This window comes from Lewinella cohaerens DSM 23179, assembly GCF_000379805.1.
Classification (GTDB): domain Bacteria; phylum Bacteroidota; class Bacteroidia; order Chitinophagales; family Saprospiraceae; genus Lewinella; species Lewinella cohaerens.
The window spans coordinates 176,958-194,508 of record NZ_KB903531.1; the positions used below are offsets into that span (position 1 = coordinate 176,958).

The following is a 17,551-nucleotide window of genomic DNA, read 5'->3' on the forward strand; positions in this document are numbered from 1 at the left end:
GTAGGTAGGCAAGGCCAAAACCCGGGGCGAAAGGATGCAAAAAAGGTAATTATAGAAGAGGAGTATATCAATTTATTTTTACCTTTAAAAAATTACGCGCATAAAACTTCTCTGTAATGAAATTTACGATTACAACTACGTTCTCTATCTTATTCACACTCTCTTTATTCTCTCAACAATTTGAAATCAATGATCTCGGAAATATGCAATGCGGCAAGCATTGGGAAGATGTCGTCTTTGGGATTTGCATTGGTAATAATAACAGCCTGATCCCATTTGATTTGGCAAATGACGGAACCATTGAACTAATTGCTTCGGCGCGTACTGATGGTGGGTTGGGAAATCGAGGGTATTGGTATATTCTCAAGCACAACGCTAATACGGGAGAGTATGATAAAGTACACATCAGCAACACGTACGAAGATCCGATCGATAAGATGGTCGTTTTCGATCTGGGGGATGACGGTGTAAAGGAGTTGTTGTATGTTATTAAAACTAATTTGTACGTTGTCAATCTCATCACTTTAGAAGAAGAAGTTTATACCTTACCGACACTGCCTACATCAGGTTTAGGCGAGGTTCAACAAATTATATACGCTGATGGAGACAATGACGGAGTTAAAGAAATCGTGATCAGCGACCGTAATGACTTGGTCTTTCTAAATGCTGAGACTTATACACTGGAGCACGCTTTCGCTATGCATACGGGGGATTTCGATATTGGTCAGGTGGATGGAGATGCTGCATTAGAGATTGTTTTTTCTTTCGGCCTTACGTTACAAGTGGCTGCCGACGGTACGTATGTAGAAGAATACGATTTTCGTCCAGAAGAAACCACGCCGCAGGGACAAATTCGTTTGTCCGACACTGATCAAGACGGCTTTGAGGAGGCGGTCGTTGCAGATAGAGCAGATTTACTAATGGTATATGATATCAATCTAAACACGCTTAAGTATGAATTTGAAACGAACTACGGTGTAGGAGCCTTCTTAATGGCTGATATTAATAATGACGGTATGGAGGAAATCTTGTACGGTAACGAAGAGTCTCGGGGAAACCTATACTGCCATGATGCCCAAAATGGTGATATGCTGTGGGAGGTAGAATTACTCCCATCTGGAACGACTGGTATTGCGGTGGCTGATTTCGATAATGATCAGCAATTGGAAGTTGTTTGGGGAGCTGGTTGTTTTACCACGGGGGCAGATCATCTGTTCTTTTACCAAGCTAACAATCAAAATTTTGAGTGGGAATCGCCTCATCTGGATGGTCCCTATTATGCGCTCGAGATAGAAGATGTGGACCAGGACGGGAGACAGGAAATTATCACTCTCAGCTTAGAAAGCAACAGTGGCGATCGTGGTGGGGTATTGACTATTTACGATGCAATTACCAAAGAAGTGGAATTTCATTCAAGTACTAATTTTTTCTCAAGCGTTTGGCTTGGGATGTATAATCTTGAAATCGCAGATTATCTTAATGATGGAGACTTAGATATCGTAGTCGCGGCGGGTAGAGCATACAACGGAACGATTTGGGTAGTCGACGGTGATACCCATGCTATCGAATCCGATTATACTTACACGGCACAAGGAGGCCCCGATGAACTATACGCGTTGGAGGTTATCGATATCGACGGTGACGGACAAGAGGAGTTTATCTGTGGAACCGATGGTAAGCTTCACATCATTAATAGCTTTGATTATACTGTTGAATGGAGCAGTGGTAATTTATCTGGTCCTCGCCCGCGTGGATTGTTAACGGGAGATATTGACGGAGATGGCTTCAGCGAAATTGTATTGGCAAAGAATACGCTCTACACCTTTGACAATGGAACGTTCACCCAGCAACAATCGACTACGAGCGGTTATTTAGCGATTGCACTTCACGACTGGGATGATTCTGGTGATTTGGAAATTATTGCGGGTACTTCTTCGGGGAGAATTCGGGTGTTTGACGGTCTTTCGTTCTCCATAATTGAGGAATTTCAACTTGAGTATAACCTGATCGAGGGGATTGCTTTTGCGGATCTCAATAACGACGGAGAAGAGGAAATGATTATCACGCAAGACGGCCGTATGGTTGCCATGGCCAAAAATGGGGATTACCTCACTAGCAATATCCTCAGTTCGTACATGGGAGCTTATGATGCATTAGTCATTAAGGATTATGATAACGATGGTGAAATAGATATTATAGTCGGTACGGTCAACGGAATTCTTGAGATTGATCCTAGTTGTGCAAGTTGCTTATGGTTTGATGCTGAACTAGTCGGGGTCGATCCTACCTGTGGAGAAAATAACGGTGCTATCATTGGTACGAGTGAGGACGAAACAACGGTATTTTCATACGGTGCGATTACTTTTCAAGACGCGCTGGAGGATTTACCTGCTGCCAATTATTCGGTGATGGCAAGCAATGAGATGGGATGTCAAAAAAGCCTGACGCTCAGTTTAGTTCAGTATGATTTAATTTCGACGCTGGAAGTCACTGATCGATCCTGTGTGGGAGAAGACGACGGTGAAGCAGTGTCAGAGGTTACCGCCGGTCTAATGCCCATTACTTATGACTGGTCAACAGGGGCATCGACCACTATGCTGCAGGAATTGGCCGTAGGAGCGTATAGCCTCACCATCACTGATAGTAACAATTGTGAAGATGTCTTCTTTTTTGAAGTTGAGCAGAGTACGATAGCCGCTGATGTTGTAATCGAGAAGCCTTCTTGCGTAGAGACTGCTAATGGTGTTGCATCGGTAGATATAACCCAGGGACTTCCCCCTTATCAGTATTTTTGGGACGAGGAAGTTGGCAACGCATTCAATAATGCGCTTGACAGTGGTATGCACACTGTGATCATTATTGATCAAAATGGCTGTGAAACTACCCAAGTATTTCAAATGACGGAAGCAGAGCTTCTCATTGATGTACAGGCACTCACGGCAAGTTGCAATGGCCAACCTGATGGGTCTGCGGAGGTCATTATCGAAGCTGGGACACCTCCCTTCTTCACTATGTGGAGTGGTGATGCAGTGGGAACGAATATAGCCAGTAACCTAAATCCGGGAACGTACTATGTAACTATAGATGATGGAAATTTCTGTGTACAGACAGACTCCGTCGTAATTATAGAATCTGTGCTGGAGTTAACTTCTTCCGTCGTGCAGCCACTGTGCGCTAACGAAGCAACGGGGAGTGCGGTTGTGTTTGTTACCGAAGGTGTAGAACCGATCACTTATCAGTGGAACACCGGGGAAACAGTCAACAGTATCGGACAATTGTTGGAGGGAGAATACTTTGTCCTGGTTCGCGATAGCACAGGTTGTCAGATCGTTGAGCAAATCGTTATTGACGCACCGGATCCCATAGCGATTACCTTCAATGTAGTCGATGATAACCCGCTTACAAGTGAGCCGGACGGTGCAGTAACTGCGGAAGTAACAGGAGGAGTAGGTCCGTATTTTTACAACTGGGGTACAGGAGGAACGATAGCAGAGATCAATATGTTAGCTGCTGGTTCCTACACGCTAACGATCACGGATATCAACGAATGTCAAGTACAGGATGAGGTAACAGTCAGTATACTATCCGATGTTACGGAAGTTCTCGCTGGTTTTATTGAGATTTACCCGAATCCTTGTAAAAGTTATCTGAAAATTGAGGAAAGGGAAGCGAAGCGGGTTGAACGAATTCGTTTAATTGCTGCTGATGGGCAAGTGGTAGTGGAAAAATCCTTGGCTGAACAGTTGAACAAGAGTTGGCAGCTTGACACCAGGATGCTTTCTAGTGGAACTTATATATTGCTACTGGAAATAGATGGGGAATTTTATCAGAAGCAGATCGTTAAAATCTAGTGGACGGTCAAGTGTAAATACCCCATAAAAAAAGCCTGACCGAAAAATCGGTCAGGCTTTTTTATGCTTGTGTCCGCTTTGCTTAGAGGCCCATGGCATCAGTTGCAGAGCTGTCTGCTACGAGAGAAGTGATAATACACAGTGCGAACAGTGCAATAGCCAAGTACCAAGTTACCTTTTCAATGAAGTCCGTAGACTTGGCGGCACCAAATACTTGGTTAGCTGAACTACCACCGAAAGTAGAATCAATTCCACCTCCTTTGGGGTTTTGAATGAGAACGGCTCCCATCAGTAACAAGCATACCAGAGCGGTCAGAATTGTCAATCCGGTGATCATATATTATTGTTTTAGTTTCAGTTCTTCAATTGTGGCCGCAAAGTAACGGCTTTTTTCTGGATATAACAAGCTTAAACGTTCGTAGATTTTTATGGCTTTGCGGTACTGTCCCTGGCGGGTCAGTAGTTTGGCCAGGGTTTCCGAAGCAAGATTAGCCTGGTCCTGCACACTTTGCTTGGCCATCTCCTTTGCTTTTGCAGGGTTCTCCTCCTCTTTTACACTCCGCAAAGAGCGTTGGCGCAGCTTGTCCCAACGGCTTCCTGGCCCTTTACGCTGGCGTTGCCAACTGGCAAAATTTTCTTTCGCTCTTGGCGCTAAAGGTGTGCCTCCTAGTAGCGACCCGCTGATAAGCGTCTGGAGGAGAGAAGCAGAGATTTCAAATTCGGAATTGGGAATTGGGAATTCGGAAGTATTAGTAGCCTCAAGTAGCGTATTTTCCTCCTCTTCTAAATCGTGGCTACCGATAATAAATTCCGGTAAGCCCTCATCTAGCTCTTCGTGTGTCTCATCATTTCCGACTTCCGACTTCTGACTTCCGCTTTCAAACTCGGACGTATCATTAGTGGCAAGTGGCGTACTGTCTTCCTCTTCTAAATCATGGCTTCCAATGATAAATTCCGGCACGCGCTCCTCTGGCTCTTCGTGTATCTCGCTACTTCCGACTTCCGACTTCTGATGTCCGCTTTCAAGGTCGGAATTGGGAGGTGGGAGATCGGAAGTATCAGTAGCCTCAAGTGGCGAGCTANCCTCTTCTTCTAAATCGTGGCTTCCAATGATGAACTCCGGTAAGCTTTCCTCTGGTTCTTCGTGTATCTCGCTACTTCCGACTTCCGACTTCTGATGTCCGCTTTCAAGGTCGGAATTGGGAGGTGGGAGATCGGAAGTATCAGTAGCCTCAAGTGGCGAGCTACCCTCTTCTTCTAAATCGTGGCTTCCGATAATAAATTCCGGTACGCTCTCTTCTGACTCTTCGTGTACCTCGCTATTTCCGACTTCCGACTTCTGACTTCCGCTTTCAAGGTCGGAAGTATTAGGTCCCGTAAGTGGCGTATTGTCCTCTTCTTCCAAGTCGTGGCTACCAATGATGAATTCCGGTAAGCCCTCATCTAGCTCTTCGTGTGTGTCATCATTTCCGACTTCCGACTTCTGATCTCCCACTTCAAAAGAAACTTCTGAAACCTTAGCTTCAAGTTCATTGAGTAAAACGGGCACTTTCTCTTCAAGATCAAGCTGGGCAAGATCCTTGAGTTCGAGCCGTTCTTCTGGCGCTGTATCTAATTCGAGTAACTGTGGGAGTTTGTTGTGAACAAAGGAGTAAAGATGCTCCCTGTCGAACGTGTGTGCTGCTAAACTGTGGAGGTATTGCTCAAATTTTGGGTCTTTTTCGATCCTGCTTTTGAGCAAAAGTAGCTGGCGGAGGTTGGCAGAATAGGGGTATTCCTGTACCAGGTTTTTTATTTCCTGATACGGTAGTTGGTACAGTTTAGCTGGCTGGGCCAGGTATTCCATGAAATTTTCTGCGTTCATTCCTGCTGTTGTACGAAGGCATTGTTGCGAAGGTTGCAAAGTATTGCCGAGGATCAAAAATAGACCTTATTGGGAAAATTAGCAAATTGAATAAGAAGACCCTTAAATTTATAGCGCTATTTTTGCGGAATAGCTAATGACTTTTTTAAATATCAAAAATTACTACGATGAAAACGTTTTTTTCTTTAGTGCTGGTGTTGGCGATGTTGTTTAGTTGTGAAAACAACACTTCACCAGCGCCTGTTACTGCTTCTCCTGCTGGCACCGAAGTACCTTCTTCGGCAAGTGATTATGAAATGACACCTGTTCCGGGGACAAATGCAATGATGGCAACACTTTACACACCAGACCGAAAAATCATGGAAGCTGGCCCTATGGTCAATGGTAAAAAGAATGGTAGTTGGGCGTATTACGGTGCAGAGGGCAGTTTCCCTATAAAAGTGATCAGCTTTGTTGAAGACATGTACACCGGCGTATACATGGAGTTTAACGAACGTGGGCAGGCGGAGTTGATNGCTACTTACAAAAACAATAAACTACATGGCCCTTGGGGAAAATACCGCTTTGGCCGTGAGGAGCTAACCGCCAACTATAAGGACGGAGAGCTGGATGGTGTCCTGCGAGAATATGATTACCGCGATGGTAAGATCAAAAAAGAAGCTTCCTATAAAGCTGGCCAGCTAGATGGCTTGGTTCGCGACTACGATCCTGAAGGGAATGTGATGGTCGAATACATGTACCGCGATGGTGAAAAAATTAGCGGTGGTATGGTAGAGTAAGTTGACCGTCACTTACTTGGACCTTTGAGTGCCAGTATTACATTGTTTGATACTGGCATTCATCAAAGTTTCTTCCCGATGGTCAATCTCAGACAAATGCAAAGGAATAGTTGTGCAATTAAGTTGCCCTAGCTATTTTTGACGGTCGGCCGGATTTGGCAAACTATAAAACTATGATCGAAACGATAAGGGCAAATAATTTCTTGGATTGGATGATGTTGGTAGAGGAAACAGATTTAGCCTACGGTTGGTTAAAGTCTTTACTCACCACGGGTGCGGCAGAAATTTCGCTTCAGCCACGTTCTGATCAGGAGAAAAAACTTTGGCATTTCTTTAATGAGCAAAGGTCTGCTCGTCGTCTTGAAGGGCGGCACGTGCTCTATTTTACTTATCCTTATCTGTTGCGTAAAGAAATGGGGCAGTTGACCCAAACACCGCTCCTTCGTTGGGCTTGTTTGCTTGAACCACCCGTGAGTAACCGCCCACATTGGTTGTTAAAGACCGTAGACAGTGTTGCCGGAGAAATGAAGGGACGTTTGGTTGGTGAATTAGAAGAGACAGCGTCCAATGATTGGAAAGGCGTGTTGGAGGCGGCGCTAAAGCCTTCTCCTGGTTCCATGCAAAAACTCAGTTTCTTTGCGCAAGAGCTTTCCGAGAAAACGGAATTTGTTTCCTCTAGCTGGCAGCCAGCACTCGCTCAAATGCCGACTTTGGAAATAGAACCAGCAGGTAAAGGAGAGCTGTGGTGGTCGGCTAGATTAACCCTTGATGATACGCATTGGCGTAGCTCGGACAACAAGCTGCCCGTGCATTGGCATGAACCCTTCACGCATGAAGAGTCTGCCATTGGAAACCTGTCTTTATCTCGTTTGGCACCTTCTCAATATCATTTTTTTAAACAGGTTTACGGACAAAGGTATACGCTGGCAGAAGGAAACCCTGAATCTGGGTTGAGTGCGATCAGCTCCGAGTTGTTTAAGCTTTCGCTGGTGGAAGGGAAGTCTTGTTTGGTCATTTCACGGAAGAAAAAAAGTCTGGAAACACTGCACCAACAGCTTAATAAAATATCGGCATTAAACGGCTTTAGCTTGCTTTGGCAAGACCCGGTTACAGATTTACCTATAGTAAAAGGCTTGTTGTCTACCTTTGATAAGAACAAAGCAGCTACAGCAACTTATGATCCATTACGATGGAGAACAACCCTGAGCCGGTGTAATCGCTTGCAGCGACAATACGATGCGTGGTACGATGCATCGCGGAAGAAAATCTTTGGCGACAAATCGTGGTCCGATCTTCTCGGATTTTACTTGTACTATGCTCGTGTGGAGGGCAAAGAACTTTTAGCAAGCCAGCTTAATGCTGCCCAGTACACCTTTCTTCCTAAAGAATACCAGGAGATCAGTACTGCGCTTCTGACAACCAAGCCGCTTCACCAAAAGCTGGGGACCTTGCACCATCCTTTAAGCAACCTCAGCGCGGCGATATTTATTCACCAGGATTTGGCGGAAAGCCAGCAGTTTATAGAAACAACAAGCCAGCGATTACTTGCACTCGCTCGAAAACTTCATCAGCGTTATGTACGGACTCAAAGCCAGTATGCTGATCAGTTGGCTAGTTTTCATGAGCACCGATATTTGCAGTTAAGGAATTTATTGGAGCGGCTGGAGCAACGGCTGGAAGATAGCCAAAATGCTTACGGAGCGGACACACTGCGTTCTGGTGACCGTACTTTGAAAATTTATAGCCGGTTTTCGAAAAAATACGAGAAGGCGCTCGACGAAAAGAATGCCCTGCAAGCTGATTATCAGGCCTTGCGAGATTTACACACGGAATTAGATCCTTTCCCCTTCGCTTGGCCCACACAGAAACCTCGGCAGCTCTTTGATAAAATAGGCGCTTTGTTGATCGCGTTTCGGGAGACCCTGGATAATTGGAGGAATCAACTTTTTCAGGGTGTGCAGGAAGAAATGGTACGCCTGAATTTTAAGACAGCCATCTCTGAGTTGGATGTTGCATCAGGGATTGAGGTTCTGGAAAGAGACCTGGAAGTTTATATTGATGAAGTTAACGCTAGCGGGCTTTACCAACTTCCGTTGCAATCAAAAACGCTGACGCTAACCAGGCAGCAGAAGTATCTGGAAGAGATTATTGATCAACTGGAGCGTAGCCAGGAAGGTCTTTTACAATACGAAGCCTTTTATAACTGGCAGCGAAATTGGTTTTCACTGTCCGAAATCAGCCGCAAAACCATCCAGGCCATTCTTCGTTCCCGGCCCAATGATTGGGAGGCGGCTTTTTCAAGCTGGTATTTCCATGAATGCTTGCAAAAGAATTACACGCCATTTTCTCCGTTAAATTCGGCAGTACGGGAACAGTATATTGAGGAAGTAGAGCAATTGCGGTCGCAGCTACCCGGATTTATTCAGAACGAATGGGTCAGCCGCAGAAATAAAGGCCACCAACAAATCAAGTCGGCACTAAAATCCTGGCCTGAAAGTATGGAGCAATTAATGGCGGAACATGGGAAACATCTGGTAAATTGCTTTCCAGTTAGTTTTGCTAACCCAGAAGTCGCTGCCGACCTTGTTCCTTATTATGATCTGGTGGTTTTAGAGAAAGCACAGGATTTAAACCGATCGGAAGTCGCAAATGTCATCAGCCAAGCCAAGCAGCTGGCGGTAGTCGCAGATACCAATCAATTGGGGCTTAGCGACGATGGGGTTGTTGCTTACTTGAAGAAAGGTAATATCCCAACGGTAATATGTACTGATGAGCGAGTACCTAACTTGGCAGAACGCTGGAGTAGCAATCAACCTCAGGTGTTTTTCCATCAAGTCGATGGCCGCTTTTCAGAGCAAGAACAAATCAATGAGGTAGAAGTCCAAGAACTGCTGAAATTACTTAATGCCATTGAGAAACAAGGTTTAAAAACCTTCCCAAGAGTAGGAATAATTACCCTCACTTCTGCTCAGCGTGACCTCATCCAGCGGTTATTATTCCGAATAAAAAAGGAAAGAAGTGCCGGAGCAGAACTGGTACAACAACTAGAACGCAATGGCCTGACAATCTTACATGCAGCAGATGCCTTGTCGCAGCAATTTGAGGTTGTCATCTATAGTCCGGTTTATGGTCCTGTCGATCATAAAGGGCACTTGTCTTCACTTTTGCCTCGCTTAAATCAGGCGAATGAAAGGGCCAGCCTGGAAGTATTACAACAGGTTCTTTCTCGTGCTCAAACAGTTCATATTCTGAATTCGTTGCCCCTTGATGAAATAAGCGTTCGGCAATCCTGGTCTGATCGCCCCGGCGAACAATTGCAGACACTAATGATCGGCTTGGCGTATGCGGTAAGTGAGAACGACTACGGCGAGATAGATAGAATAAGGCAGATTTGGCCACTGCCTACACCAAGAAAGACAGCTTCAGATTCTCTTCCTCGGGAGCTTATCCATCGCTTGCAGCCACAATTGCCCGACTGGAAATGGAATTTTACCAATGTGAGAGGAGTACAAGAAAAAGTGCTTTTAGCAACAGCTCCCGGTGGTAATGAAATAATTCTCCTTACGGATGGTTTCTTGGCCCAGGGGCATGTGACGACACTCGATTGGGAGAACTGGCAGAAGGATCGGTTGCACCTTTCGGGCTATCAGTTGCTAAGCTTTAGCTCAGAAGAGCTTTGGAAAAACCCAGGATTGACTTGTCACCGATTGGCCGGACAATTGGCCGGTTTGGCAACAAGGGGGGAGGAAGAGGAATAATCTTTGTGCCAAACTTGAAGTTTTAACAAAGTTTTAACTATTCTTTTGGGCAATCCTCCGTTGATAGGGATAGAAACGGTCTAAGAGCTTCTTTGGGAATACTTTAGACCGTTTCATAGTTTTTATTGGATACTGACTTCAAACATAAAACGGGGAGATTACCAATCTAAGTGAAGGGATAACTTAGATTTGGCCTTCTCGCTTGAGCCCCAAACTGATTATGAATACAACTTCTCGGGTAGTCGTAGCGCTGAGCGCTGGCCTCTTTTGCTTTTTTGCTTTTCGTTCCTATCTGCCGTTTCCTCTTGATGGTGTAGAGGCTAGCGGTGTAGATACTTCTATGATTGCTGATAATTATGGCCTGGATCGCCTGGAGGAGGACTCCGAGCTATTTGACGATCACTGGCTGCCAGAAGTTGAAGTTGGTGGAAAAAGCAGTGTAGCTGTAGCGGGCCATTTACTAGACACCATTTCCTTTGCAGACTGGCAGCGAAATGCCAGACAGATTTCCTTGAACCATAACTTTGGGAATACATTGCCGCTGAATCCAGCGCAAAACATCAAACTCATTCGTCCGTTTAATACCGTTTTCCCTGTTTTTACTAAAGACTTAGGGGAAAGGACAAATTTCAGAGAATTTAGCTGGGAGAATATTTTGCCAACGCTTTCTCAAGATTGCGAAGTACAAGAGACGGTTGTATTGCTATTAGACAATGCTTCCCTGGTCGAGCTTAGAACGGATTTTGAAGGCTTCATGAAACTGTATACCGCACACCCTATGGTCGTGATGTTCTTTGGCTCAACGCCGGACAATTTTCTATCCAAGCTGCCTGTTCCCGTTCTCTTCTTGCCTGATGCTACGCCTACGGCGCAGGCCATGGCTGCTCAGTTGTTGTTTGGTGCACAAAACCTGACTTTATCATCAGGAGGAATGTTAGCTGCTTCCCGCCTGGGGCATGCACCACCCGAAGTTGCTGGTATCGATCGTGCAAAATTGGAAAGCATTAGCAGTTATGTACAACGTGCTATTCGCAAAAAAGCCATCCCCGGCTGTCAGGTATTGGTCGCTAAAGGAGGGCAAATTGTTTATGATAAAACCTTTGGTTATCACACTTACGAAAAAGTACAGCCTGTTGATCCACAAGATGTTTACGATCTCGCTTCATTGACGAAAGCGGCAGGTACAACACTCGCATTGATGGAACTGTACGACAAAGAGAAAATTGATTTGTCGCAACGCCTTCAGTCTTATTTACCAATTTACAATAGAAGTGGGCTTAAATACCTACGGGTGCGGCACCTACTGGCTCATCACACGGGCTTGCAGGCCAACCTGCCGATTGCAAAATGGTTGCGTCAGGATGACCTTTTTACAGTAGAGAAGAATTCCGAGTACCTCACGGCCATTGGTAAGGATTTATACATCAAGAACGGTGTGCGAGAGGGGCTGTTGGAAGAACTTGGAAAAGTACGTACAGCGCGCCGTCCTTTTTATCGATACAGTGATGTCAATTTCCTTTTGTTGCAGCAGGTTGCTGAAGAGGTAGGTGGAGCTCCTCTTGATGAGTTTCTCAACCAGCATTTTTATGAATCATTGGGCTTACGTCGCCTTCAGTACCGCCCTGGTTTACGAATCCCAGAAGAAGAAATTGTTCCTACAGAGAAGGACAAAAAATGGCGCCATCAGTTGGTGCGTGGCGAAGTGCATGACGAAAGTGCTTTGTTGTTGGGCGGAGTCGCCGGGCACGCCGGATTGTTTAGTAACGCCCGGGATTTGGCCGTGGTGTTCCAAATGCTGCTGAATGGAGGAAGCTACGCCGGAGAAGAGTACCTACAGCCTGCTACGGTAGAAAAGTTCACCAGCCGCAATGGCTATAACTATCGTGCCTTTGGTTTTGATCGCCTAGCTGGTCACTCTAAGTCACTACAGCCTTACGGTGCCTCTAAAGAAACGTTTGGCCATACAGGGTTCACGGGCACCTGTGTTTGGGCTGACCCCGATAATGACTTGGTTTTTATCTTTCTTTCGAATCGTATTCATCCGGATAAGTACAATAACAGGTTGCAAAAAATGGGCTTGCGTGAGCGTATTCACAAGGTGGTGTACAAGAGTTTAGATACTTTTCAGGAGGAGGTTTAACGCAGAGTGTAAGGGTTGGAAACGTGTAAGGTGTAAAGGTTGTTTCCTAGATATTCCCTAGATTTATAGAAATGAATAACTATAGACTTTTTACTAAACCTGAACCAACATTAGACCTAAAGCTTGAAGGCGGAGAAGTTGTGAGGATCGACGAGCAAGGAAACAAAAGAGAGCTATTTATTCACGCTGATAAATTGGCGGCTTTTGAAAATGTCTCCTTATTTGTTTCCAATCGGCAGGCTCCACAAACGATAGCGTATTACTTATAGTAGTCAGGTTGTCACCAGGAAGGAAGAACCTCTACTACACTGAAATTCACTTCCCTTTCCAAGAAAAATTCCAGGTAATACTCGGAATGACCGGAAACAACGATACGCGAACCGCCTTTGCTTGAGCAGTGCCAGCTGCAGTGTCCGTACTCAAGTCGTAGTAGATGAAGAAAGGATTCCGACGGTTGTAAATATTATAAACAGAGAAAACCCAACTGGAATGGAAACGCTTCTCCTTTGTATCTGGCCGATTGGTAAAAGTCGCCGAAAGGTCTAAGCGATGATAGGGCTGGATGCGGGCACTATTGCGAACACCATACTCCTGTACCAAATTTTGTTCAATAAAATAAAGGCTCTGCAAAGGCGTATACGCTTGCCCGGTACCATAAACGAAAGCGCCACCGACCTCCCATTTAGGAGCCAGCTGATAATTGGCAACGACAGAAATATCGTGCCTTCTGTCGTAAACAGCAGGAAACGGATTACCGTCATTAATATCCGGAAATTGTCGCTCGGTTTTGGATAGCGTATAGCCAATCCACCCCGTAAGTGCTCCTTTGCGTTTATTGATAAAAAACTCTGCGCCATAGGCTTCACCCTGGCCAAAGACAAACTCATCTTCCAGGTCGTCAGCAGCGTTGTTGACGTAGTTCTCGCGGTAATCGATTTGGTTGTCCAGGTCTTTGTAGTAGATTTCTACACTTGTTTCATAGGTGTTATCTCGGAAATTCTGAAAATAGCCGAGCGCGTACTGAATACCTCGCTGTGGTTTGATCTTCTCTGTACTTGGCACCCAAATGTCGGCAGGCAGAGTAGAGGTAGAGTTACTCACCAGGTGGATGTACTGATTGGTGACGGTAATCCCCGCTTTTAAGCTCGCTGCCGCTCCCAGCTTGTAGCGCCCACTCAAGCGGGGCTCGAATCCGGTATAGGTGGTCACAGGCTCGTTTTTGGTGTAAACGGTGCCATCAAATGGGGAAACATAAGGGCCTAACTGCGTAAAAGTAGAGAAGCGTACCCCGTAGTTGATACTCAACCGCGAGCTTATTTTCCAATCATCAAGCACATAGGTGCCGGTTTCATGCGCGTATTTAGGCTCCAGGTTGTTGGAGAAGGTTTCTTCACCGTTGGTAGCATTGGCAACATTGGGCGTAAGCTTGTGATAGGTATAGTGGACCCCAAATTTGACGCTATGCTTTGGGTTAGGAAAAAAATCGAAGTCGAGCTTCAAATTGGCATCACGAACGCCACTAGCCACATCAACAGAAAAGTCCGCCTGCCCACCTTCAAATCCAAAATCATAGTCATTGTAAACCGCAGACAAGTTGAAGAAGAGCTTATCATTAAACAGGTGATTCCAGCGCAGGGTGGCAGTAGAATTCCCATAAGGTAAGTTAAAGAAGAAGTCACGGACACTACTGCGGTATCGGAGCACATCGCGGCCAAAGTAACCACTGAGGAAAATCCTGTCCCGATCTGATATGCGGTAATTGACCTTGGTGTTCAGATCGTAGAAATAGTAGTTGGTCCCCGCAAAATTGGTGTTGTTGATAATAGGCTGCGCCAAATCCAGTGCGTACGTTCTTCTCCCCGAGAGAATGAACGAAGACTCGTTTTTGGCAATTGGCCCTTGCACCGTAAGTCGGCTGGCAACGATTCCTATTCCCCCATCTACCTCATAACGTTGCTTGTTACCTTCCTTCATCTGGATATCAACCACAGAAGAGAGGCGCGAGCCATAATTAGCAGGCATTCCTCCCTTGATAAGAGTCGTGTTTTTGATCGCGTCAGGGTTGAAAACAGAAAAGAAGCCCAGTAGGTGTCCTGAGTTATATACGGTAGCTTCGTCCAGCAAAACCAAATTCTGGTCAGGCCCGCCGCCCCGCACATAAAACCCAGAACTGCCCTCTCCCGCAGACAGTACGCCAGGTAGTAATTGAATAGCCTTCAAAACATCTACTTCCCCCAATAAGGCCGGCAGTTTCTTAATCTGATCGGTAGAGACTTCCAGCGTCCCCATCTTGGTATCCTGTACGTTCTTGTCCTCCTGCTGACCAACGACGACGACTTCTTCCAAAGCTACACCTTCGTTCATGGCAATATCCAGTGTTTTTTTAGCACTGAGGCTTAAAGAGATTGTTTGGTTGCTGAATCCTAAGTAGCTGATAATTAGATTGTAGTCTCCTTCTGGCAAAGTCAGAGAGTAGAAGCCGTAAACATTACTTACGGTCCCTTTTTCAGGACTTTCAGCTACATAGATATTGGCTCCAATGAGGGTTTCTCCACTGGCAGCATCGGTGATGTAGCCACTAATAGTGTGGTTGGTTTGGGCATTGGAAAACAGTGGGAGCAAGACAACCAGACCAACAGTTAAAAATAGGACTCTACGCATTTTTTTGGTATCTTAGAGAAGGAATAAATATTGCGCAAAAAATGCCATAGGCACCCCTACGGGGTAAGTTGAGCCGTTTCTAAGGCAAATCTCAAAGCAATAGAACGAACCTTGAGGATAAGAGGTTCAACTAACGCAAATTCTTTTTTTGACTTAGGGAGGTGTATATTGTTATTTGCGAACGCTCTCACCTCCTTTTGTTTAATCAAACTTTATTTGATGCGAGCTCTCTTATTTGTAATGTTTATTTTTTGTAGTTGCTATTTGTCAGCAACAACCTACTATTTGGATGCCTCTGGTGGTAACAACGGCAATGATGGTTTGAGCAGCGAGACGCCCTGGAAAGATCTTTTCAAGATTCGGGAAGTCAATAGCCCCGGCGATGTTTTTTTGCTGAAACGGGGCGAGGTTTGGACGGTGTCAAAGCTTTATCTCACCACTTCTGGGACAAGTGCGCAGCCCATTCGTTTTGGAGCCTACTACGATGGCAACCCCGGTGATCCGATGCCTATAATTACCAATATTGATGACGTTGCCAATGCTAGCGATCCAATACTATGGACAGAGACCTCTCCCAATATCTGGACGCTCAGTACACCAGAACCACCCGGTCGCCTTTTCATTGATGGTAATGAATTTCTGAGAGCTGATTCTCTACATAAAGTAGGCGATACAGACCTTGAGGGAGCAACGGGATACTGGTTTTACGAAGATAATCCTACGAATGTTTTACACCTCTATGCGCCGAGCAACCCGGCACTGTTGTACAGTATCATTAAAGGAAGTCTGGAATACTACGCCACGCTTATTGATCGGGCGGATTATCTGGAATTCGAAAATATTGATTTTAGAGGAGGAAGCGGTGCCTCCTTCGGCGTTATTGGCGGACAGCACATTGAGGTCAGCAATTGTATACTTGGTCATTCTAGTGGAAGTGGCGCCCTTGCTATAGAATATCATAATGGAGGATCTAGGCGGACCTGTAGCGATATATCGTTTATCGATAACTTATTTGACTCTAATTTCACCTTCATGCACGGCGTGGGCAGTGAGCGCGGTTGCGGAGATGGAGTACGATTCCGTAACGGTGCCAGCAACTGTGTCATCAGAGATAATGTTTTCAAAAACTGGGCACATAATGCCATCGAATTGCTAGGAGATGACCCCGCTGCCGCTGGTGTGAATAACAATTTGATCCACCATAATACGATCTCCGCGCCGGATATTCCCTACGCTCATCCACTGGGTGCTGACGGGGTATATGGAAAGTGCCAGTACAATGAGTTTTATTACAACAGTGCGACGGATTGCCGCACAGCTTGTCAAATCAATGGAAATAACAATTGGGTACATCATAATACGATCCGTGCTATGCGGCAGTCACCCGCTAAGAATGATGCAACAGCCTACGGTTTCGTTCTCGCTATTTATGGTTCGGACTTAGTTTGTGAAGATAATCGTTATGACCATAACCTTATTTATGATACTGATGAGGCAGGTTTTCTACTTCGCAATTACGGTTATGCCCAACATGTTGCGGGGAATAGTTTACGAAATAACGTGGTTATTAACAGTGGGAAAGCGCCTTATGGCAATGGTTATCAAGAAGGGACGTCTTTAATTATTTACGATAATAATAGTAATGGGGTGAGTGGCAACACTTTTCAAAATAACGCTTTCTATAGTGATCAAATGGGAGCCGAGGCCGTCTATCTGCAATATGCAAGTAGTAATTACAATGCCGAAGATTTCAACAACCTCAACGGGCAGCAAGGACATACCATCAGTAGTAACCTAGACAGTGACCCATTACTAATGAACGTAAGCAATGGCGCATATCTACCAACAAATAGCTCACCGTTGATCAATGCGGCCATCGACGTAGGTTTACCTTTTGACTTAGCTGGAAACGATCGCGTTTATGGTGCAGCGCCTGATATTGGACCTTTGGAAACCTCTGTTTTGATTCCTTTACCCGTGACCTGGGGAGCGATGAGCGTACAGCTGACAGCAGAGAAAGAAGCCTTAATCCGTTGGGAGATTGTAGCCTCAACCAACCTGCGTTCATTTGTAGTGGAAAGAAGTACTAATGCCCGCAATTGGGAAGCAGTAGAAGAGTTACCTGCCGAACACGAGGCTCGCTTTTACCACTTTCTGGATGGCGAAATAAGTACCAGCAGTTACTATCGTATTCGTCAGCTGGATTGGGGTGGGGCCTTTAGTTTTTCTGAGGTTCAGTATTTGAATTATCCGCTTGCCTCCGAGTATTCCTTGCGCAGGCTAGGCCCAAATCATTGGCAAGTACAAAATGCGGATATACACGATTGGTCATTGGTGAAATTGTTGATCTACAATGCCGCAGGTAAGCTTATTCAATCTTTGAATGAGATGCAAGATATTAATACCAACAACCAATGGGCATCGGGAGTGTACTGGATACAAATCATTAACAACGGTAATCGTTCCACCTTGCCGCTTTCAGTAGAATAAAATCAGGT

At 45.4% G+C, this 17,551-nt stretch carries 7 protein-coding genes; 5 read left to right on the forward strand and 2 right to left on the reverse strand.

The features are described from left to right. The first annotated feature begins 116 nt into the window (after positions 1-116). Positions 117-3,851, forward strand: coding sequence for an FG-GAP-like repeat-containing protein (locus A3EU_RS0100665; RefSeq protein ID WP_020534184.1), 3,735 nt, complete (start codon positions 117-119; stop codon positions 3,849-3,851). 82 nt (positions 3,852-3,933) lie between these two features. On the opposite strand, the gene secG is transcribed toward A3EU_RS0100665, so the two are convergent. Then, complete coding sequence (gene secG, locus A3EU_RS0100670) at positions 3,934-4,188, reverse strand: preprotein translocase subunit SecG (RefSeq protein ID WP_020534185.1); 255 nt, start codon at positions 4,186-4,188, stop codon at positions 3,934-3,936. A gap of 2,479 nt (positions 4,189-6,667) precedes the next feature. On the opposite strand from secG, the gene A3EU_RS0100685 reads away from it, so the two are divergent. The 3 genes from A3EU_RS0100685 (at position 6,668) to A3EU_RS0100695 (ending at position 12,661) form a co-directional block, all read left to right on the forward strand. Continuing rightward, complete coding sequence (locus A3EU_RS0100685) at positions 6,668-10,252, forward strand: ATP-binding protein (protein ID WP_020534188.1); 3,585 nt, start codon at positions 6,668-6,670, stop codon at positions 10,250-10,252. Positions 10,253-10,472: 220 nt separating this feature from the next. Then, a complete protein-coding gene (locus A3EU_RS28930) occupies positions 10,473-12,392 on the forward strand; it encodes a serine hydrolase domain-containing protein (RefSeq protein WP_020534189.1) in 1,920 nt (639 codons plus the stop codon). Positions 12,393-12,463: 71 nt separating this feature from the next. Beyond that, positions 12,464-12,661, forward strand: coding sequence for a hypothetical protein (locus A3EU_RS0100695; protein ID WP_020534190.1), 198 nt, complete (start codon positions 12,464-12,466; stop codon positions 12,659-12,661). Positions 12,662-12,707: 46 nt separating this feature from the next. Here the strand turns inward: A3EU_RS0100695 and A3EU_RS0100700 are convergent, their stop codons facing one another. Further along, on the reverse strand, positions 12,708-15,053 hold the full coding sequence (locus A3EU_RS0100700; protein WP_020534191.1) for a TonB-dependent receptor: 2,346 nt from the start codon (positions 15,051-15,053) through the stop codon (positions 12,708-12,710). Between the two features lie 219 nt (positions 15,054-15,272). Between A3EU_RS0100700 and A3EU_RS0100710 the strand changes: the two genes are divergently transcribed. Further along, positions 15,273-17,543 (forward strand): right-handed parallel beta-helix repeat-containing protein, encoded by a 2,271-nt coding sequence (locus A3EU_RS0100710; RefSeq protein WP_020534193.1) that lies wholly within the window; start codon positions 15,273-15,275, stop codon positions 17,541-17,543. Positions 17,544-17,551: the final 8 nt, after the last annotated feature.

Excerpts from the sequence above, each read along its gene's own strand:
- A3EU_RS0100665 (WP_020534184.1), top strand. The coding sequence starts at position 117 with ATGAAATTTACGATTACAACTACGTTCTCTATCTTATTCACACTCTCT.
- A3EU_RS0100685 (WP_020534188.1), top strand. The coding sequence starts at position 6,668 with ATGATCGAAACGATAAGGGCAAATAATTTCTTGGATTGGATGATGTTG.
- secG (WP_020534185.1), bottom strand. The coding sequence starts at position 4,188 with ATGATCACCGGATTGACAATTCTGACCGCTCTGGTATGCTTGTTACTG.
- A3EU_RS0100700 (WP_020534191.1), bottom strand. The coding sequence starts at position 15,053 with ATGCGTAGAGTCCTATTTTTAACTGTTGGTCTGGTTGTCTTGCTCCCA.
- A3EU_RS0100710 (WP_020534193.1), top strand. The coding sequence starts at position 15,273 with ATGCGAGCTCTCTTATTTGTAATGTTTATTTTTTGTAGTTGCTATTTG.
- A3EU_RS0100695 (WP_020534190.1), top strand. The coding sequence starts at position 12,464 with ATGAATAACTATAGACTTTTTACTAAACCTGAACCAACATTAGACCTA.
- A3EU_RS28930 (WP_020534189.1), top strand. The coding sequence starts at position 10,473 with ATGAATACAACTTCTCGGGTAGTCGTAGCGCTGAGCGCTGGCCTCTTT.